We start from the raw sequence: 19,489 nt of genomic DNA, 5'->3' as shown, positions 1-19,489 counted from the left end.
GATTCGGGCTTCCTTTTCGTCCACCCATGATTAGGAACCCTATGGTTAACATGCCGTTTCCAAAGTGGATTTGCCGCCTCACTCTGCATCAGCCCGCCTGTTTCGCCGGCACTCCGCCCGTTCGCAGAAGGGCCATCAGCATCGGTCCGAGGGAGAATTCCCGCCGTTCCGCCTTACGGGTGAGATCGCGGAGATAGCCGCCGGCCGAGTTGATATGGCCAGAGCGCTCGAGGATGCAGGCAATCACGGTCGCCGCATTTTCCGGCCCGAGCGCCTGGCAGGCCTCCTCATAGGCGGAAGGGCTGACCGCCAGCATCGAGCGCACCACGACGGCGGCCGTCATCAGATCGCGCCAGCTCGAAATGCTGCCGCCCGGTCCGAACGGCACGATTTCGGGGCAAGCCTGCAGAACGAGCCCAAGCGGGAAGGGCTTTGGAGGTTGCAACCGCGCAGAATCGCCTGGGAGTGGTGCACGCTGGCTGGTTGGCTGCATGCCTTCTCGGCTGGCTTCCCGCTCGCCGGCTCTTGCCGGCTCTTTCATGCTCGTCTGATGCGACAGCGACGGCTCCACGCCAAAATTGTCCTCCCGCTTCCTTCCAAAGCGATGTTCAGAATCAGAAATAGATTCGGATTGTGAATTCTGTTTGTGCCGCTCAATATGACCGGCATTGCCAGCCGTATTTTGCAAAATAATCTGCTGTTCCAGATATTTGAGGATTTCCGTCCGCAAGGTTTCGAGTGCGTCGAGGATCGGCTCCAGGATTTCCGTCGTGGCGACGCGTGGCAAGGCGTCCACTTGCCGGCGATATTCCGCTTCGTACTGCGTCCAGTCGCCGGCAAGGCCGTCTTCCAGCGCCGTGCCGATCAGCTTCGTGATGTCGCGGCGCACCAGTGTCACGCGCTCGCGCAGACGCTGAAGCAACAGACGCTCGGCGGTGACCTCGGCGGCCAGCGTTTCGATCTCTCTTGCCCGGGCAAGGAGGGGTGCGAGCGAGAAGCCGAATGCTTCGCCGATCATGCCATGCCGGTCGCGGCGGACGTAGCGTTTGCCGTTCGGGCTGTCCCTGCGGGAGAGGAGACCGGCTTCCACGAGCGCGGCAAGATGCCGGCGCAGCGTGGTTTCCGCCATGCCATGCGTGCGCAGCGAGAGCTGGGCATTCGATGGGAACACCACCAGCCCGTCGCTGCCGTTAAGATCGGTCTTCGGATAAAAGCTCATCAGCGCGTTCAGCACCGAAAGCGAACGGTCGCTGATGCCGAGCTTCGGCCGTGCCTCGCAAAGCGAGCGATATAGCTTCCATTTGTCGACGCTGGCTTCCGGCGCGATCTTTTTCGCGATCGCCTGGCTTGCCAACATGCCGAGCGTCATTGTCCGCCGCCCGAAAGGCGTCGTAATGCCGTCCATCTCCATGTCTCTTCACCTTTCAGCAGGCAAAAGAGACCCCATCACCGAAACCGGTGCCGAAAAGGCTTGACTGTGATTCGGGGAAGTGCGATTCTCAGGCTGCTAAACGATGAGAAGGGCTTCCGCGACGGTAACGTTGAGGGGGCCTTTTTCTTTTGCGGATCAATCTCCTGATTTCTGTTTGTTTTCCGTGCGATACGCCTCGTAGAGGCGATCCAGATTACGGGTGATGTAAGCGCCGAAGGCCGCGGCTTCCGCCGCCTTCAGGGCAATCGTGTATTGCCGGCCGTTCGTCTTGATCGAGGCTTCCACAGCGCCATCCTTGCGATGCCAGGTGGCCGGTGCCAGCTTTGCGGCGGCTGGCGTCTCATGGCGCGCGAGATGGCTGTTGAGAAGGTTGAAGCGTTCCTCCGGCGGGCGGGTCCGGATGCGTTCGCGCGCCAGGAACTCCACGGCCTTGTCTTCATTGGCAGGATCGTCGAAACGCGTCGCCAGCTCGTGCCAGCGGTCGCGGCCGATGGAAAGGGCAGGGCCGATGCCGGCGCGCACGCCTTTCGGAATGCGGTTCACGACCGAAAGCATCTTCGAAACGGTCGTCTTGTCGGCGCTGAGAGCCGACATGATCGTCTCGCGATCGAAGCCGCGCGTCTCCAGTTCCCCGGCAAAGGTCGCCCGCTCGAGGAAGGAAAGATCTGCGCGCGCGCTGTTCTCCTGGCCCTGGGCGATGACATGGTCGCGGTCGGTCAGCGACTTGACGATGGCACGCACCGGCCGGCCGAGCAGCCGGGCGGCTTTGGCGCGGCGGTGACCGAAGGCGATCTGGTAGGTGCCGTCCTTCGTGGGATGCGGGCGCACGAGGATCGGCGAATCCTGGCCGCGCACGCGCATCGCCTCGACGAGTTCCTGGAATTCCTGATCGGAATGAACCAGGCGGTCGGAAATGAAGGATTCCTCGATCTGGTCGGGCTCAAGCTCGATGACGACCTCGCCGGCGGCAAGCTTCGCCTCGATTTCCTTTGCCGCATCGGCCTTGGCCGCGAGTGCGTCGATGCTCCGCGTGACCGCCCCCAGCGCGCCGATGCCCTTGTAGGTGATCGGCGGGCGCGGTTCTTCCTGTCCCGGATTGGACGAATCCGCCGGCTCGGCCGACGGGTTCATCAGGTTGGACAGAACGTTCTTGCGCGCCATGATCAACGCCCCCATGCCTTGTGAATGAGATCGACGATCTCCGAATTGACCGCTTCCATGGATTCGAGAGCCCGGTCGTAGGTGGCCCGTGTGAACTGGCTGCGCTCGACCTCGTAGAGCGTCTGGTTGGTGAGCGCCGCATCGGCGATGGCGACGCTTCGCACCATCGTGCTGGTCAGCACATGCTGCTTGAAAAGCGAGCGCATGAAGGCGACCATCTGCGTCTGCGGGCCGTCGGCCGGATCGTAGCGGGTGACGAGATAGCGCAGCCAGTCGAGGTTCATGTTGCCGCCCGCGCTTTTCAGTGTGTTCAGCACCTCGCCCAGCATCTGCAGGAACTGGCACATGGACATGACGTCGAGCATCTGGGGATGCACGGTGATCAGCACCGCCGTCGCGCCGCAGATCGCGCTCATCGTCAGGAAGCCGAGCTGCGGGGGGCAGTCGATCACCACCACGTCGTAGTCGTCGGCGACCGAGGACAGCGCCTCGTCCAGCCGGGCGAAGAAGATGCGACCGTAATCGCCGCTGTTGCCCTGCGCGAGGATGCGCGGCGTGTCGTGCTCGAACTCCATCAGTTCGAGATTGCCCGGCACGATGTCGAGGCCGGGGAAGTTGGTCTTGCGGATGATCTCCTTCAGCGGCCGGCGCTGGTCGTCGTAGCGGATGGCGCCATAAAGGGTCTCGTTCTCGTCGACGTCGAATTCCGGCTGGAAGCCGTGGATGGCCGAAAGGCTCGCCTGCGGGTCGAGATCGACGGCAAGGACGCGGTGGCCGGTCAGGGCGAGATGCTGCGCCAGATGCGCGGTCGTCGTCGTCTTGCCGGAGCCGCCCTTGAAGTTCACCACGGCGATGACCTGCAGATGCTCGGCACCGCGCCGGCGCGGCACGTAGCGCTGGCCGCGGCTGTTCTGCTCGAGATATTCGCGCATCTCCTGCAGCTGCTGGGCCGTATAGGACCGGCGGCCGGAAGGGGTGACCTGCGGCAGGGGACCCTTGGATTCCAGCGACAGGTTGCGCAGGTAGCCGCTGGTGACGCCGAGGAAATGCGCAGCCTCGCTCAGCTGGAACTGGCGCAGGCCCTTTCGCGCGACGGGCGGGAACATTTCCAGCCGGTGCTGCTTCAGCTTGTCTGAAAGCTCATGGGCCTGTCCGATGATCAGCTGATCGACCTCGGAAATTGCCTGTCCAAACGTTGCGGCCATATTCATGTCACGGATCTCAAGGTGCGATTTCAAGCCCATATGAGGGATTAAACCGCATCTAGAACCGATTCTGATGTAAGAGCAAGGCATTATGTTCGGCGGGAAAGCGCGCCTCACGGGGCCACGAACCGCCTTCCACGTTGATCTTCCGCGGGATTCCCCACAAAGTTGCCTTATTTCCCGTCGTGGAATGGCGCGGCGTATAACGGGACTTTGTAACAGGTTATCGCCCTCTGCGGCCTGAAGACACCTGTTGGAAGGCTTTACCCACCGCTTGTTGTGCGAATCGCGGGATGGAACACGGGCCGATATCCGGCGCCAAGAACCCTGAGCGTGGAGGGTGGCGTCAGAAGCCAGTCGGCGCACTGAAGCTTGCGGGGCGGATCGTATCCCGCCTCCGTCCAGCGATGGGCAAGACCCGCGTGCAATGTAAAGGCATCCTCTCCGACGACGACCATCGCGCCATCCGGTAGGTCCGCGACAGGGGCGGGGATCGGATGCAGCCGCTTCCTGCGCCGCTCCAGACGTTCGCCGTGCAGCACGGCATCCATGTCGGCGGCCGTCGGGAGCGCCTGCCTGCCGGCCCATAGCTTCCGGAACCGCTCGGCGGCTTCCCTCCGGCAGAAGAAGCAGGGCCTGTGGCCGGCAGCGAGGGCCACGGCCTCGTCCAGGAAAAAGAGCTCGGTCCAGCTTCGCCCGCCCATCACCGTGCGGCGGCGGCCCTGGAATTCGCAGGCACAGATCAGCCAGGCCTTGCCGGCCCATCGCCGGCCGAGCAGCGTTCTCGTCGCAGGATCGTGGAGGATGCCGCGATTGCCCGTGAAGAGGCCCCGCTGGGCGATGGCGACGATATCTCCGAAGGGCGTGACGCGGTTTTGCAGCGGCATGGTTTCGCACTTGAGTTGGAGCGCAGGCATTCTCCTATAAGGGCAGGCTAGCCGTCGGCGGGTGCAAACGCCACCCGCTTCGAGGGGACCGAATGGTTTTCGGTTGACGGCAGGCGGCAAAGCCGGTGGTTCTCTGACGAAAGACAGTGAAGGAGAATCAGTCATGGCCCATGGCACTGCCCCTTTTTTCATCGAGGATACGGACGAGAGCGAGATTTCCTCGGACGTCGCCGGCCTCGGCAATCTCCTGATGACGACGCATATCCCGCTGCGGGCCGATGGCTCCATCGAGACGGGCGACATCCGGACGCAGAGCATCGCGACGCTGGAAAGCCTCAAGGCTTCGCTGCAGAAGGCGGGCAGCGCGCTCGCCGACGTGATCCACCTGACGATCTACCTCACGGACATGGCCGACCGCCCGGCCTTCAACGAGGTCTATTGCAGCTATTTCAAAAAACCCTATCCCGTCCGCTGCGCCGTCGGTGTCAGCGCCCTTGCCGATCCCGGCATGAAGGTTGAGGTGACGGCCATGGCCGCGCGGCGGACCGCCTAGAGATATCCGCACGCATCGGGAAAGGCATTCGGCTACATATTTTCTATAAAAATAGTAGATTTAGAAAAGCCATGCCTGCTGCGCTCCATGGCCCTCTGCTATCCCTTGCCGCATGAGGCCTCCAGCGGAGCGGGAAGCATGAATGCGCATATCGAAACCACGCTTTTCAACATCGGCGGTGCCGCTCCGTCCGGGCAGCCCGTCGATGCCGACAGCCTGAAGGCCGCCTTGCGCACGCTCGGCGGCGGCGTCAGCATCATCACGGCAGGGGAGGGGGAGAACCGCACGGGCGCCACCGTCACATCGGCGACGGCGCTCTCCGTCGAGCCGGCGCGCATGCTCGTCTCCCTCAACCGCACCTCTTCCACCTGGCCCATCGTCGAACGCCATGGCCATTTCGGCATCAACATCGTCGGCGCGGATCATGAGGAGCTTGCCAACCAGTTCGCCGGGCGCGGCGGCCTGCGCGGCCCCGATCGCTACCGCGGCGCAGAATGGACGACCGCCGTCAGCGGCGCACCGCTTCTCCTCGGCGCCGTTGCCGCCATCGACTGCACCGTCGAGGAAGCCATCGAGCGGCACAGCCACGTGATCGTCATCGGCAAGGTGCAGGGTATCCGCACCGGCACCGGCCATTCGCTGCTCTACCAGGATGGCCGCTATCACGCCGTTCCCCGCTAGGGATTGATGGCCGTAGGCACCGTGGCGCACGATTGGCTTTGACCCTGCCCGTTCCGACCGGTAGACGAACGTCTTCCGGTCGCATGCGGTTTCCCGCATACCCGGCCGGAAAGGACAGCGCCTTTCGACGGGGAGTTCCATGACCGATCTTTTCGATGCCGCACCGCGCACCGGTTCCATGCCGCTCGCCGCCGAACTGCGCCCGGCGACGCTGGACGACGTGATCGGCCAGGAGAAGGTCATCGGCCCCGGCACCATGCTGCGCCGGCGCATCGCTGCCGGACGGCTCGGCAGCATCATCCTTTACGGGCCGCCGGGGCTCGGCAAGACGTCGATCGCCCGCGCCATCGGCAACATGCTCGGCAAGAATTTTCGCCCGCTGCATGCCGCCCACAACAATGTCGCGGACATCCGCAAGATCGCCGACGAGGCGCGCATGCGCCCCACCCTGCTTTTCGCCGACGAGGTGCATCGCTTCAGCGCGACGCAGCAGGACCACCTGCTGGCGCTTTGCGAAGAGGGCGTCGCCGATTTCATCGGCGCGACCACGGGCAATCCCTATCATACGCTGACGCCCGCTCTCATTTCCCGCTCCACCATCCTGAAGCTCGAACCGCTCGCCATCGAGGAGATGGAAGACGTGGTCCGGCGCGGTCTCCATCACCTTGCCGCGCGCGGCATCGAGGTGACGCTGGAGCCGGCATTGCTGCGCCGCATCGCGGGTCGTTCCGGCGGCGACGCCCGCCGGGCGCTGACCGTTCTGGAAAGCCTTGCGGTCGGCCACGCGCCCGGCGAGCCTGTCGTGATCACGGAAGCCATGGTCGAGGAGGCCTATGCGGCCGCGCCCGTCAACCATGACCGCTCGGGCGATGCGCATTACGACGTGGTGTCGGCCTTCGTGAAATCGATGCGCGGCTCGGATCCCGATGCGACGCTCTACTGGCTCGCCCGGCTGATCCACGGCGGCGAGGATCCGCGCTATATCGCCCGGCGGATCATGATCCATGCCTCCGAGGATGTCGGACTTGCCGACAATACCGCGCTGCAGACCGCCGTCGCCGCGCTGCATGCCGTTGAAAAGATCGGTTATCCCGAGGCGCAGATCATCCTGGCCCACGCGGCGCTGCATGTCGCCCGCGCCCCCAAGTCCAACTCCGCCTGCCGCGGCATTTCGCTGGCGCTCGCCCATGTGGCGAGCGAGGCGCCGTCTGCCGTGCCGCTGCATCTGCGCGATGCGCATTACAAGGGCGCGGCGGCGCTCGGCCATGTCGGCTATGCTTTTCCCCATGACGACGGGCGCGGCTGGAGCGAGCAGGTCTATGCGCCGGACGTGCCGCGTGGCGCCTTCTACCAGAGCGATGCACGCGATGCCGCCACCTTCGAGCGGCGGGCGGACGAGCATTGGGAGCAGGTGATGGGGCGGTCGGCACCGCGCCGCTTCGGCGAAAAGCGCTGACGGCTCAGCTTCCGGCAAGGCCCGCGCGCACGCGGTTGACCACGGTCCAGACGAGCAGCACGCAGGCCATCGGCTGGATATGCCATGTCCAGGCCGGCAGCGTGCCGAAGGCGGCGACGAGGGCACCCAGCGCCCCGAAAAGCAGCGCGCGGTCGCTCTTGCCCATCGGCCCTTCGTAGTTGCGCCCGCTGCCATGGGCGACGCCGAGAACGCCGGCGAACTCCGTCAGGGTCGCGAGGAACACGATGGCCGCCATCCAGGGCAGCGAGAAGGGGGCGATCAGCGCGAAGGGCACATAGAGCGCGGCATCGGAAACGACATCGGCGATCTCGTTGAGATAGCCGCCGAGCGCGCTCTTCTGGCCGTGCTCGCGCGCCAGCATGCCGTCGATGGCGTTGAACGCCATGCGCAGGAACATCCAGACCGGCACGAGCGCGAAGAGCGCCGGTTCGGGCCGGGCAAGCAGCAGCGCGCCGATCCCCACCGAGACGACGGTGGCGACGAGCGTCACCTGATTGGCGGTGAGCCCCATGGCCGCCAGCCGTCCCACCAGTGGACGAAGCAGGCTCTGGAAGGATGATTTCAGTTTATAGATCGACATGAAAGCGAAAATCCGCTCGATTGCTTCGATTGAAAAGAAAGCGCAATCGACGAGAAATCAACTGCGAATATGGGACCTCATCCGTATAGGGGAGGACGATATCAGTGCAAGGGGATGACGGCATGATCGAAAAGGCGTTTGCGAGCCATGATGGCGTGGAGCTGTTCTATCGCGTCTGGCCCGCCCGCTCCGGCACCGCCAGGGGCGCGATCGTGCTTCTGCATCGCGGCCACGAACATGGCGGCCGGGTCGCGCATATCGCCGAAGAACTCGGCCTCGACGATTTCACTTTCTATGCCTGGGATGCGCGCGGGCATGGCCGCTCGCCCGGCGAGCGGGGCCATTCCCCGTCCTTCGCCCATTCGGTGCGAGACCTCGACTGCTTCGTGCGCCATGTAAGCGAGACGGACGGCTTTGCCATGGAGGATATCGCCGTCGTCGCCCAGAGCGTCGGCGCCGTCCTGGCCGCGACCTGGGTGCACGACTACGCGCCGGGTATCCGCGCGCTGGTGCTCGCTTCGCCCGCCTTTGACGTGAAGCTCTACGTGCCCTTCGCGAAGGAGGGCATCGCGCTCTGGCAGAAGCTGAAGGGCACGTTCTTCGTCAATTCCTATGTCAAGGCGCGCTTCCTGACGCACGATCCCGAGCGGATCGCCTCTTTCGAAGCCGATCCGCTGATAACCCGTCCCATCGCCTCCAACATCCTGCTGGAACTCTACGAGGCGGCGGACCGGGTGGTGGCCGATGCCCGCGCGATCACGGTGCCGACGCAGCTTCTCGTTTCGGGCAGCGATTTCGTCGTGCGCCACGCGCCGCAGCACCGCTTCTTCGAAAATCTCGGCTCGACGATCAAGGAACGCCACGTGCTGCCCGGCTTCTATCACGACACGCTCGGCGAGCGGGACCGGGCGAAGGCGCTGGAAAAGCTGCGCACCTTCATCCTCGCCCGCTTCGCCGCGCCGCCGGTCGTCGCGGATCTCCGGCAGGCCCATCTTTCCGGCCATACGCGCGACGAGGCGGATCGCCTGGCAACGCCGCTTTCGCCCTTCTCCCCGCGCGGCCTCTACTGGGCGATGACGCGCGCCTCGATCCGGCTGGGCGCCCTCTTTTCCAAGGGGATGGCGACCGGCGTTCGCACCGGCTTCGATTCCGGCTCCACGCTGGACTATGTCTATGAAAACGAACCGCGCGGCCTAGGCCCCGGCGGGCGGCTGGTCGACAGGCAATTCCTCGAGGCCATCGGCTGGCGGGGCATCCGGCAGCGGAAGATCCATCTGGAGGAACTGATCGCAAAGGCGCTTTCGCGCCTTGCGGCGGAAGGAAGGCCGCTGCGCGTCCTCGACATCGCCGCCGGTCACGGCCGCTACGTGCTGGATGCCGTCGCGGCCTCGGATGCGAAGCCGGAGAGCATCCGCCTGCAGGATTATTCGCCGATCAACGTGGAGAAAGGCTCGGTGCTGATCGCCGAACGGGGCCTTCAGGACATCGCCGCCTTCCACCGCGCCGACGCCTTCGACACGGAGGGGCTTGCCGCCATCGTGCCGAAGCCGACGCTCGCCATCGTCTCCGGCCTCTATGAACTCTTCCCGGACAATGCCCTGATCGAAGCCTCGCTTGCCGGCCTCGCGCGGGCGATGGAGCCGGGAGCGCTGCTCGTCTATACCGGCCAGCCCTGGCATCCGCAGCTCGAGATGATCGCCCGTGCGCTCACCTCGCATCGCGGCGGCGAGGCCTGGATCATGCGCCGGCGCACCCAGCAGGAGATGGACCAGCTCGTGGCCGCCGCCGGCTTCCGCAAGATCGAGCAGCGCATCGACAAGTGGGGCATCTTCACCGTGTCGCTCGCCGAGCGCATCTGAGGATCGCATGGGAGAGGGTATCGCATCCGTTCCATCGAGCGGCCGCCGCGCGGTTTTCCGGGCAGCGGCGCTCTGGCTCGCCGTCCTCGCGCCGTTCTTCTATCTCACCTACGGCACCGCCAACTGGCTTGCCTCGCTGAGGACGGATGTGCCGAATCTCGCCTTCGGCTGGGAAGGGCGCATTCCCTTCATCGCCTGGACCATCGTTCCCTACTGGTCGATCAATGCCTTCTATGCGCTCTCGCTCTTCGTCAACGACAGTCCGGAAGAGGTCGGGCGTCTCGCGCGCCGCTATCTCACCGCGCAGCTCGTCGCCGTCGCCTGCTTCGTCACCTTCCCGTTGCAGGCGATCTTCCAGCGGCCGGAAACGCATGGCCTGCCGGGCTTCATGTTCGATGTGCTCGGCAGTTTCGACAAACCGTTCAATCAGGCGCCTTCCCTGCATATCGCCCTGCTCGTCATCATCTGGGACCATTGGCGCACGCGGCTTGCCGGGGGTTGGCGTGCCGCATGGCATGTCTGGTGCTTCCTTATCGGTATCTCGGTGCTGACCACATGGCAGCACCATGTCATCGACATTCCGACAGGCGCGCTGCTCGGCTTCCTCGCGCTCTGGCTCTTCCCGGCCGGGCAATCCTCGCCGCTTGCCGGCTTCCGCCTGACGAAGGACGCCAAGGCCCGGCGGCTTGCGGTCTGCTACGGTTCGGGTGCGGCGATCCTGCTTGCCCTTACCGTTCCGGCAACGCGTGGTTCCGGCACCGGCCTCCTCCTTCTCTGGCCGGCGCTCGCGCTCGCTCTTGTCGCCGTCGGCTATGCCGGTGCCGGGGAACGGGTCTTCCAGAAGGGGGCCGATGGCGCGATCAGCCTTGCCGGCCGCTGGCTGTTGCTGCCCTACCGGCTCGGGGTGCGGCTGAATATCCGCTGGTGGACGCGGCATCTTGCACCCGCGGCTGAAATCGCCGACGGCGTCCTCCTCGGCCGCATGCCTGCGCGCGGCGAACTCGGGGCCTGTGCTACGGTCGTCGACATGACGGCGGAACTGCCGGGCCTGAAGGTGCCCGGCCTTGCCTGGCATGCCTTCCCCTCGCTCGACCTGTTGCCCGTTCCCGCCGCGCGCATCCGCGAGGCCGCGGTGGCGGTTGAAGCGGCGCGCCGGCACGGCCCCGTTCTCATCTGCTGCGCCCTCGGCTTCCAGCGCAGCGCCATGGTTGCCGCCTGCTGGCTGCTGCGGTCGGGGCATGCGGGAAGTGCCGCGGCCGCCGTGGCGCAGATCGAGGCATCCGGCCGGCCGGTCCGTCTGGACGTCGGGGCCTATGCGGCCATCGAGGAGGCAGCGCGATGACCGCGTGGAGCAGCATGGCGGAAGGCGCCAGCCGCCGGCTGCGGCGCAATGGCCTCACCGGCGGGCTCATCGCCTTGCTGGTCCTTGCGCTCGCGCCGCCGACCGCGGGGGCCGAGGGCTTTGCGGGGCCGCTCGCCTGGTGGCTGCTGCTGGCCTTCTGCCTCCTGCCGCTCGCCTTCTCGGTCCATCTTCTCTTCGATGCCGCGCTCTTCCGGCTCGCCGCCTCGCATGGCGAGGAGACGACGGGACTTGCCGCGGTGGATGACGTACTGGCGCGAATGGGGCTTCGCGCAAGGGACGGTGTGGTGCGCACCATGCCGGAACGCCTTGCCGGATGCCGCCGGCTTCTCTGGCTGCAACGCATTTCGCTCGCCATCGGCGTGACGCTCTATGCCGTTCTGCTGCTCGACTCTGTGGTGGGAACATGAGATACGGCAAGGCATCGCTGCTGCAGAAAGCGTCGAGCGCGGCGCTCGCGGGCCTTTCGCGCGCCGTCACCGGCGTCCGGCCGATCTGGGCGGGCGTGAAGCCGAACGGCCCGCAGCGCATCTATTTCGCCAATCACGCAAGCCACGGCGATTTCATCCTGGTTTCCACCTGCCTCAATCCCGCCGAGCGCTGCCGAACGGCCGCGGTCGCCGGCGCGGATTACTGGAAGGCGGATGCCGTCCGCCGCTTCATCGCGCAAAAGCTGCTGCGCACCGTGCTCGTCGAGCGCAACTGGGTGGAGCGCACGGCCGATCCCCTTGCCGTCATGCTCGCGGCGCTCGATGCGGGCGAATCCTTGATCTTCTTTCCCGAGGGCACGCGCAACATGACGGAGGAACCGCTGCTGCGCTTCCGCTCCGGCCTCTACAATCTCGCGGCCGCCCGGCCGGATGCCGAGCTCGTGCCCTGCTGGATCGAGAACATGTCGCGCGTCCTGCCGAAGGGCGCGCTGCTGCCGGTGCCGCTGCTCTGTCGCGTCGTCTTCGGCGAACCCGTCAGGCTGGAGGCGGGGGAGGACCGGAAGGTCTTCCTCGACCGCGCCCGCGCCGCCCTTCTTGCCCTTGCGCCCCGAAAGGATGGAAATCGCCCATGAGCGACGACACCACGCGCCTCTTCCTCGGCCTCGTCGCCGTCCTCACCACGGCAAGCCTCGTTGCCGGCGTCCTTTCCTGGCGCAGCACGCGGCCGCTGCCGGCAACGCTCGACAACCTCAACGCCCGCATCAAGGCCTGGTGGATCATGGTCGCAGGTATCAGCGCCGCCTTTCTGTTCGGCCCCGGCGGGGTGATCCTGCTCTTCGCCTTCGTCTCCTTCGCGGCGCTGCGCGAATATGTGACGCTCACCAACACCCGCCACGCCGACCGCTGGACGCTGCTCGGCATGTTCCTGATCGTCATCCCGGTCCAGTACTACCTGATCTGGATCGACTGGTACGGGCTCTACTCGATCTTCGTTCCCGTCTATTGCTTCCTCGCCATGCCGGCGCTGACGGCGATCCGCGGCGACACGTCCCGCTTCCTGGAGCGGGTCAGCGAGCAGCAATGGGGCATCATGCTCTCGGTCTATTGCATCAGCCACGTGCCGGCGCTGGTGACGCTGCCCATTCCCGGCAACGAGGGCAGGGGGCTTCTCCTGATCGCCTTCCTGATCGCGACGGTGCAGGGCAGCGACGTGCTGCAATATATCTTCGGCAAGCTCTTCGGCCGCCACAAGGTCGCGCCGAATATCTCGCCTTCCAAGACCTGGGAAGGCCTGATCGGCGGCATCGCCAGCGCGTCGCTCCTGGGGGCCGGGCTCTACTGGCTGACGCCCTTCTCGCCGCTGGAGGCGGGCGTGCTGGCCGGCCTTGCCTGCATCATGGGCTTCTTCGGCGGGCTTGTCGCCTCGGCGATCAAGCGCGACCGCGGCGTCAAGGACTGGGGCCACATGATCGAGGGGCACGGCGGCATGCTCGACCGCGCCGACAGCCTGGTCTTCGCCGCCCCGGTCTTCTTCCATATCGTGCGTTATGCCTGGACGTAGCGAGTATCCTGCATCGGATATGCGCAGAATGGTGCACAATGCGCCGGTGCCTGCCTGATTCTCTCCCGCCGGTGAATAATCGAAAAGGGGTATTCCGGGCGCCCGGGCAAGTTTCGTAAAGTGATGTTCAGGATGGGGCAAACGACAGAAACAGGCTGCCCCGCCGGAGGAAGATAGATGACGACCAAGACGTTCAACCAGCCGCTCGGCGGCAACGAGATGCCGCGCTTCGGCGGTCCCGCCACCATGATGCGCCTGCCGACGCAGCTGACGACGGAAGGGCTCGACGCCTGCTTCGTCGGCATCCCCATGGATATCGGCACCTCGAACCGGCCGGGCACGCGCTTCGGGCCGCGCCAGATCCGCACCGAGAGCTGCATGATCCGCCCCTACAACATGGCGACGCGCGCCGCGCCCTTCGACAGCCTGCAGGTCGCCGATATCGGCGATGTGGCGATCGACACGTTCAACCTGCCGAAATGCGTCGACATCATCACCGATGCCTACCGCGACATCATCAGGGACGGCTGCAAGCCGCTGACGCTCGGCGGCGACCATACGCTCTCCTATCCGATCCTGCGCGCCATGGCCGAGAAATACGGCCCCGTCGGCCTCATCCATGTCGATGCCCATGCCGATATCAACGAGCACATGTTCGGTGAACCCATCGCCCATGGCACGCCCTTCCGCCGCGCCGTCGAGGCCGGCGTGCTCGACACCAGCCGCTGCATCCAGATCGGCGTGCGCGGCACCGGCTATGCGGCGGACGATTTCGACTGGCCGCGCGAGCAGGGCTTCCGCGTCGTGCAGGTGGAGGAGTGCTGGCACAAGTCGCTCACCCCGCTGATGGAGGAGGTGCGCGCGCAGATGGGCGACCGTCCCGTCTATCTCTCCTTCGATATCGACAGCCTCGACCCTTCGATCGCGCCCGGCACCGGCACGCCGGAAATCGCCGGCCTCAACACGATCCAGGCGCTGGAGATCATCCGCGGCTGCTGGGGCCTCAACCTCGTCGGCTGCGACCTCGTCGAGGTCTCGCCGCCCTATGATCCGTCCGGCAACACGGCGATCACCGCGGCGAACCTGCTGTTCGAAATGCTCTGCGTCCTGCCGGGCGTGCAGAGGCGATAGCCCGTCCGTCGTCCGAATACCCGGAGTGCCGAACGATCGTCGGCACTCCGGAAGGGCGACGCCGTCCTTCAGTCCATCGCGTACTGGATATTGTACCGGCCATGGACCGCCGACCGTTCGATATGGGCCCGGACGCCGAAGACGCGCGCGATCAGCTCTTCCGTCAAAACCGCCTGCGGCGTTCCCGCAGCGACGATCCTGCCCTTGTCGAGCACGGCGAGGCTGTCGCAGAACATCGCTGCGAGATTGAGGTCGTGCATGGCGATGATGCAGGTGATGCCGAGCTTCGATACCAGGGAGAGGATGTCGAGCTGGTGCTGGATGTCGAGGTGGTTCGTCGGCTCGTCGAGCAGCAGCTCGCTCGGCGTCTGCGCAAGCGCCCTTGCGATGTGAACCCGCTGGCGCTCGCCGCCGGAAAGGGTTTGCCAGAGCTGGCCGGCCCGGTGGCTCATGTCGACCCGTTCGAGTGCAATGTCCACCGCCGCATCCCCTTCGGGCGTCCATGAGGACAGAAGGCCGCGATGGGGCGTGCGTCCGAGCTGGACGATGTCGCGCACCGTCAGCGGGATATCGGTCGTCGACTGCTGCTCCACGAAGGCGACGCGGCGGGCAAGGCCGGCGCGCGAGAGGGTGGAGACGTCGTCTCCGCCCAGCCGGATCACCCCGCTCTCGACGCGGCGCAAGCGGCAGATCAGGCGCAGAAGGCTGGATTTGCCCGAGCCGTTCGGCCCCAGCAGGCCGAGCACCTTGCCCTGCGTCACCGAGAGCGTGACCCCGTCGATGATCAGGGTGTTCCCGGCCGAATAGGATACGTCTTCGATGGAGATGCTCATGCGCTTTTCCGGACGCGATAGAGGATGACGGCGAAGGCCGGCGCGCCGAACAGCGCCGTGACCACCCCGATGGGCAGGATCTGCTGCGGGATGATGATGCGCGAGACGATGTCGGCTGCGACCACGAAGATCGCGCCGCCGAGCGCGGTCGCCGGAAGGAGGCGGCCATGCGAGGGCCCGACGAGGAAGCGGGCGGCATGCGGGATGACGAGCCCGACGAAACCGACCGAGCCGACCATGCTGACGACGGCCGCGGTCATGATCGCCGTGACGGCGAAGAGGACGATCTGGGTCCTGCGCACGGCAATCCCGAGCGATGCCGCGGCATCCGTCCCGAAAGCGAAGGCATCGAGGGCGCGGGCGTGGAACAGGCAGGCGGCAAACCCGGCAAGCGTGATCGGCACCGAGAGGTAGACATCGGGCCAGCGCACGCCGCTCATCGAGCCGAGAAGCCAGAACAGCACGCCGCGGGCCTGCTCCGCATTCGCCGACGTCGTGACGATGTAGGAGGTCAGCGCATTGAAGAGCTGCGAGCCGGCGACGCCGCACAGGATGATCCGCTCGCTCGACCCGCCCGTGCCCGAGGCAAGGATGCCTACCAGCAGGAAGGCGACCAGCGCGCCGGCGAAAGCGCCGCCGGAAAGCGAGAGGACGCCGTAGCCGAGGCCGAGGATCATCACGCAGACGGCGCCGGTCGACGCGCCGGCCGATATGCCGAGCACATAGGGCTCGGCCAGCGGGTTGCGAAGCAATGCCTGGAGGATGGCGCCGCACAGCGCGAGCGAGGCCCCCGCGCTGGCCGCCACCAGCGCCCGGCTGAGACGATAGTCCCAGATGACGCCCTCATGGATGCGATTGAGCTCGAACGCCGTTGCGAAAAGCCGGTTCGACACGGCCCTTGCGGTCGTGGAAACGGGAATCGCGATCTCGCCGATGGAGACCGCGAGGCCGATCATGAGGGCAAGGAGAAGGCTGGCGGCGATGGCGAGTGCCGCAAGCACCCACCACCGATACCGCCACGAAGCGGTAATCCTCACTGCGCGAGGCCGAAGGCCTTGATGCCGTTCGCCAGCGTCTCGATGCCGTCGATCGTGCGGATCGTCGGGTTCATCGACTGGGCGTCCATCATCACGAAGTGCTTGTTCCTGACGGCATCGAGTTCCCTGGTGACGGGATCGTTTTCGAGGAAGTCGATCTTCACCTTCGGATCGTCCGCGGCATAGCGGCGGCGGTCCATGGTCGCGAGCACGATGACGGCGGGATTTGCCTGCGCGATCGTCTCCCAGCCGACCAGCGGCCATTCCTCCTCGGTCGTCACGACATTCTTCGCGCCGATGGTCTTGAGGATATAGGCCGGCGCGCTGTTCTTGCCGGCGATGAAGGCATCGCCATTGACTTCCTTGCTGGAGAACCAGAACACGACGGGCAGGTTCTTGCCGGCCGCGCCGGCGATGGACGCCACGGCATCCGCCTCGCGCTTCTTCAACTCGGCGATCAGCGCGTCGCCCCGGTCCTTCACGTCGAAGATCTCGGAGAGTTCGGCGATTTCCCGATAGACAAGGTCCATGGTGAACAGCGTCTCGCGCACGCCGTCTCCGCCGTCCGTGTTGATCTTGGCGACGCAATCGGCCGGCGCGATATAGGTCGCGATGCCGAGATCGGCGAATTGCTCGCGCTTGCCGACGGAGCCCTGCGCGCCGACATGCCATTCGAATTCCGCGGCCACCAGATCGGGTTCCTGCCCGACCACGGCCTCGAAGCTCGGATCGTTGTCCGCCAGCCTTTTGATCCTGCTATTGGCCTCGGCATATTGCGGCAGCACCGGCCCGACCCAGACCGCCGTTCCCGCGACCTTGTCGGCAAGGCCGAGCGAGAAAAGCACCTCGGTCATGCCCTGGCCGATGGAGACGATCTTCTTCGGCGCTTTCTCGAAGGTGACCTGCCGGCCGCAATTTTCGAGCGTCAGCGGATATTGGGTGGCGGCGAAAGCCGCGCCGGCAAGGCCGGTAAGGCCGAGGGCGAAGGTGATGGTTGCGATTGTCTGGCGCATGGGAGCCTCGATCTCGGGGAGGGCGGCAATACGGCGCGGCGGTGCGCGACGGATTGCTCACGCCTCGTGGACGGGAAAAGCCCAATCGAGGCGGATGAAGGCCGTATATCGGCGAAGGCTCAGGTCAAACATGTCTGCTCCCTTCCAGGCATCCCCGCCCGGCTGATTGGATCGTGTTCGACGGCAGGTCTCCTGGCTCGCGGATATCTGTCGATCACCTGCCTTCCCGCGACATCCGCAGTGGCATGGCCCTTGGCCCGGAAAAGGCCTTGCCGGCCCTTCCCGTGATGATCGGCAATCCGCTTACAGTTGCGGGGGCAGCCACGGTCTTGGTCCCTGTTGGGTCGTCCGCACCGTGTTCCCTATTAATCCCGTCGGAGCCTTCCTCCGGGAACCGTCGGGCCCAATTAGGACGCCGGTCCGCACGGCGTCAAGTGGCGTCCTGCCCGATCTCTATCCCGGGTCTCAGGCGACCTTCGCCTCCTGCCAGACCACGTGCCCGTTCCCGACCTCCCTGCGGATGGAGAGGGGCGGGGCGTAGTCGAGCGGCTTGACGGGGCTGGGCAGCTCGCCCTCGTTCGGGATGAAAAGGCGGCGTTCGCGGTCGGCGTCGGCAATGGGCACCGCATCCATCAGCTTGCGCGTATAGTCGTGCTGCGGGTTCTCGAACACCTGGGCGCGCGTGCCCATCTCGACGAAGCGGCCGGCATACATCACGGCGACGCGATGGCTGATCTGTTCCACCACCGCCATGTCGTGGCTGATGAACAGGTAGGAGATGCCGGTCTCGTTCTGGATGTCCTGCAACAGGTCGAGCACCTGCGCCTGGATGGAGACGTCGAGCGCCGCGACGCTCTCGTCGGCGACGATCAGTTTCGGCGACAGCGACAGGGCGCGGGCGATGCAGATGCGCTGGCGCTGACCGCCGGAAAATTCGTGCGGATAGCGTCGCATCTGCTCGGCGGACAGGCCGACGCGGCGGAAGAGATATTCGACGCGGTCCTTCAACTCGCTTCCCGAGGCGACGCCGTGGATGACGAGCGGCTCGGCAACGAGGTCGCCCACCCGCATGCGCGGGTCGAGCGAAGCATAGGGATCCTGGAAGATCATCTGGATGTCGCGCAGCACCGGCCGCATGGCCGCGCGGCTGAGCCCCTGCGTGCTTTTCCCGCCGATGCGGATGCCGCCGCTCCACGGCACGAGGTTGAGCAGCGCCTTCCCGGTCGTGGATTTGCCGCAGCCGGATTCGCCGACGAGCGAAAGCGTCTCGCCGCGCCCGACGGTGAAGGACACGCCCTCCACCGCATGGACGCGCCGCACCGGCCGCTGCAGGATGCCGCCCTTGATGTCGAAGCGGACGACGAGGTTGTCGACTTCGAGCACGGGCGCTGCCTTCTCCGCCTCTTCCTCTGCCTTGGCCTGCGCGGGCGCGCGCTTGGGCCTGTCCGTCCCGGTCATCTCGCCGAGCCGCGGCACGGCGGCGAGCAGCTTGCGCGTATAGTCGTCCTTCGGATGGTGGAAGACTTCGCGCAGCGGGCCGTGCTCCACGTCCTTGCCCTTGTTCATGACGAGCACATGGTCGGCCATTTCCGCCACCACGCCCATGTCGTGGGTGATGAGGATCACGGAGACGCCGTTTTCGGCCTGGAGCTTGCGGATGAGAGCGAGGATCTGCGCCTGCACCGTCACGTCGAGCGCGGTGGTCGGCTCGTCCGCGATCAGGATTTCCGGCTTCTGCGCGAGCGCCATCGCGATCATCACGCGCTGGCGCATGCCGCCCGACAGTTCATGCGGATATTGCAGCAGGCGGCGCGCGGCATCGGAAATCTGCACCTCGTCGAGCAGTTCCTTGCAGCGCTGCGCCATCGCCGCGCCCGAAAGGCCCGACCTCGATCCGACGGCCTCGGCCAGTTGCCGCCCGATGGTCAGGACGGGATTGAGCGAGGTCATCGGCTCCTGGAAGATCATGCCGATATGGCGGCCGCGCACGCCGCGCATCTGTCCTTCGTCGAGTTTCAGGATATCGCGGCCGTTCATGATGGCCGAGCCGCCGGCCACCCGCGCGAGGTTCTTCGGCAGCAATTGCATCAGCGACAGCACGGTCATCGACTTGCCCGAGCCGCTTTCCCCCGCGATGCACAGCGTTTCTCCGCGTTTGAGGTCGAAGGACAGCCGGTCGACGACGGTGCGCGCACCGTCGGGTGTTGCGACCTGCGTCACCAGATCCCTGACCTGCAAGAGCGGAGAAGCCGTATTCATGTCCATGCTTTCTGGATTGTGGGAGGGGC

Annotated in this window: 18 protein-coding genes and 1 riboswitch; of the genes, 9 read left to right on the top strand and 9 right to left on the bottom strand. The window is 65.7% G+C overall.

Annotated features, from left to right (window positions below; translation table 11 throughout):
* Window positions 1–88 precede the first annotated feature (88 nt).
* From repC to ACZ48C_RS23500, 4 genes are all read right to left on the bottom strand, one after another.
* Window positions 89–1,411 (bottom strand): plasmid replication protein RepC, encoded by a 1,323-nt coding sequence (gene repC, locus ACZ48C_RS23515; RefSeq protein ID WP_464783167.1) that lies wholly within the window; start codon window positions 1,409–1,411, stop codon window positions 89–91.
* A gap of 156 nt (window positions 1,412–1,567) precedes the next feature.
* Window positions 1,568–2,593: a plasmid partitioning protein RepB gene (gene repB / locus ACZ48C_RS23510; protein ID WP_464783166.1), complete on the bottom strand. Its 1,026-nt coding sequence runs from the start codon at window positions 2,591–2,593 to the stop codon at window positions 1,568–1,570.
* Window positions 2,594–2,595: 2 nt separating this feature from the next.
* A complete protein-coding gene (repA, locus tag ACZ48C_RS23505; RefSeq protein ID WP_409529971.1) occupies window positions 2,596–3,798 on the bottom strand; it encodes a plasmid partitioning protein RepA in 1,203 nt (400 codons plus the stop codon).
* A 263-nt stretch (window positions 3,799–4,061) separates the two neighbouring features.
* Window positions 4,062–4,685 carry a hypothetical protein gene (locus tag ACZ48C_RS23500; RefSeq protein WP_464783937.1) on the bottom strand — a complete coding sequence of 208 codons (624 nt, stop codon included), beginning with the start codon at window positions 4,683–4,685 and terminating at the stop codon, window positions 4,062–4,064.
* A 163-nt stretch (window positions 4,686–4,848) separates the two neighbouring features.
* Between ACZ48C_RS23500 and ACZ48C_RS23495 the strand changes: the two genes are divergently transcribed.
* From ACZ48C_RS23495 to ACZ48C_RS23485, 3 genes are all read left to right on the top strand, one after another.
* Window positions 4,849–5,238 carry a RidA family protein gene (locus tag ACZ48C_RS23495; RefSeq protein WP_464783165.1) on the top strand — a complete coding sequence of 130 codons (390 nt, stop codon included), beginning with the start codon at window positions 4,849–4,851 and terminating at the stop codon, window positions 5,236–5,238.
* Between the two features lie 138 nt (window positions 5,239–5,376).
* On the top strand, window positions 5,377–5,919 hold the full coding sequence (locus ACZ48C_RS23490; protein ID WP_318913193.1) for a flavin reductase family protein: 543 nt from the start codon (window positions 5,377–5,379) through the stop codon (window positions 5,917–5,919).
* Between the two features lie 139 nt (window positions 5,920–6,058).
* Entirely contained in the window at window positions 6,059–7,375 is a 1,317-nt protein-coding gene (locus ACZ48C_RS23485; RefSeq protein ID WP_464783164.1) for a replication-associated recombination protein A, read from the top strand.
* A 4-nt stretch (window positions 7,376–7,379) separates the two neighbouring features.
* Here the strand turns inward: ACZ48C_RS23485 and ACZ48C_RS23480 are convergent, their stop codons facing one another.
* Window positions 7,380–7,976, bottom strand: a complete 597-nt coding sequence (locus ACZ48C_RS23480) for a CDP-alcohol phosphatidyltransferase family protein (RefSeq protein ID WP_464783163.1) — start codon at window positions 7,974–7,976, stop codon at window positions 7,380–7,382.
* A gap of 122 nt (window positions 7,977–8,098) precedes the next feature.
* Here ACZ48C_RS23480 and ACZ48C_RS23475 point away from each other — a divergent pair, with 122 nt between their 5' ends.
* The 6 genes from ACZ48C_RS23475 (at window position 8,099) to speB (ending at window position 14,318) form a co-directional block, all read left to right on the top strand.
* Window positions 8,099–9,835, top strand: coding sequence for a bifunctional alpha/beta hydrolase/class I SAM-dependent methyltransferase (locus ACZ48C_RS23475; protein WP_464783162.1), 1,737 nt, complete (start codon window positions 8,099–8,101; stop codon window positions 9,833–9,835).
* A 7-nt stretch (window positions 9,836–9,842) separates the two neighbouring features.
* On the top strand, window positions 9,843–11,177 hold the full coding sequence (locus tag ACZ48C_RS23470; RefSeq protein WP_464783161.1) for a phosphatase PAP2/dual specificity phosphatase family protein: 1,335 nt from the start codon (window positions 9,843–9,845) through the stop codon (window positions 11,175–11,177).
* The gene (locus ACZ48C_RS23465) at window positions 11,174–11,605 is read left to right on the top strand and encodes a hypothetical protein (protein ID WP_464783160.1); all 432 of its coding nucleotides are present in this window, start codon (window positions 11,174–11,176) and stop codon (window positions 11,603–11,605) included. The genes ACZ48C_RS23470 and ACZ48C_RS23465 overlap by 4 nt, the downstream gene beginning before the upstream one ends.
* Window positions 11,602–12,258: a lysophospholipid acyltransferase family protein gene (locus ACZ48C_RS23460; RefSeq protein ID WP_464783159.1), complete on the top strand. Its 657-nt coding sequence runs from the start codon at window positions 11,602–11,604 to the stop codon at window positions 12,256–12,258. Before ACZ48C_RS23465 ends, ACZ48C_RS23460 begins: the two co-directional genes overlap by 4 nt.
* Complete coding sequence (locus ACZ48C_RS23455; RefSeq protein ID WP_119255402.1) at window positions 12,255–13,187, top strand: phosphatidate cytidylyltransferase; 933 nt, start codon at window positions 12,255–12,257, stop codon at window positions 13,185–13,187. The genes ACZ48C_RS23460 and ACZ48C_RS23455 overlap by 4 nt, the downstream gene beginning before the upstream one ends.
* Before the next feature lie 177 nt (window positions 13,188–13,364).
* Window positions 13,365–14,318 (top strand): agmatinase, encoded by a 954-nt coding sequence (speB, locus tag ACZ48C_RS23450; protein ID WP_464783158.1) that lies wholly within the window; start codon window positions 13,365–13,367, stop codon window positions 14,316–14,318.
* A gap of 68 nt (window positions 14,319–14,386) precedes the next feature.
* Here the strand turns inward: speB and ACZ48C_RS23445 are convergent, their stop codons facing one another.
* The 4 genes from ACZ48C_RS23445 to ACZ48C_RS23430 form a co-directional block, all read right to left on the bottom strand.
* A complete protein-coding gene (locus ACZ48C_RS23445; protein ID WP_119255400.1) occupies window positions 14,387–15,151 on the bottom strand; it encodes an ABC transporter ATP-binding protein in 765 nt (254 codons plus the stop codon).
* Entirely contained in the window at window positions 15,148–16,188 is a 1,041-nt protein-coding gene (locus ACZ48C_RS23440; RefSeq protein WP_464783157.1) for a FecCD family ABC transporter permease, read from the bottom strand. The genes ACZ48C_RS23445 and ACZ48C_RS23440 overlap by 4 nt, the downstream gene beginning before the upstream one ends.
* The gene (locus ACZ48C_RS23435; protein WP_464783156.1) at window positions 16,185–17,201 is read right to left on the bottom strand and encodes an ABC transporter substrate-binding protein; all 1,017 of its coding nucleotides are present in this window, start codon (window positions 17,199–17,201) and stop codon (window positions 16,185–16,187) included. Before ACZ48C_RS23435 ends, ACZ48C_RS23440 begins: the two co-directional genes overlap by 4 nt.
* A gap of 165 nt (window positions 17,202–17,366) precedes the next feature.
* Window positions 17,367–17,615: riboswitch (cobalamin riboswitch) on the bottom strand.
* Between the two features lie 51 nt (window positions 17,616–17,666).
* Window positions 17,667–19,460 (bottom strand): ABC transporter ATP-binding protein, encoded by a 1,794-nt coding sequence (locus tag ACZ48C_RS23430; protein ID WP_464783155.1) that lies wholly within the window; start codon window positions 19,458–19,460, stop codon window positions 17,667–17,669.
* Window positions 19,461–19,489 lie beyond the last annotated feature (29 nt).

The sequence above is a fragment of the Shinella sp. 1A1 genome, from assembly GCF_055379515.1.
This window is presented reverse-complemented; position numbering and strand designations above follow the sequence as displayed.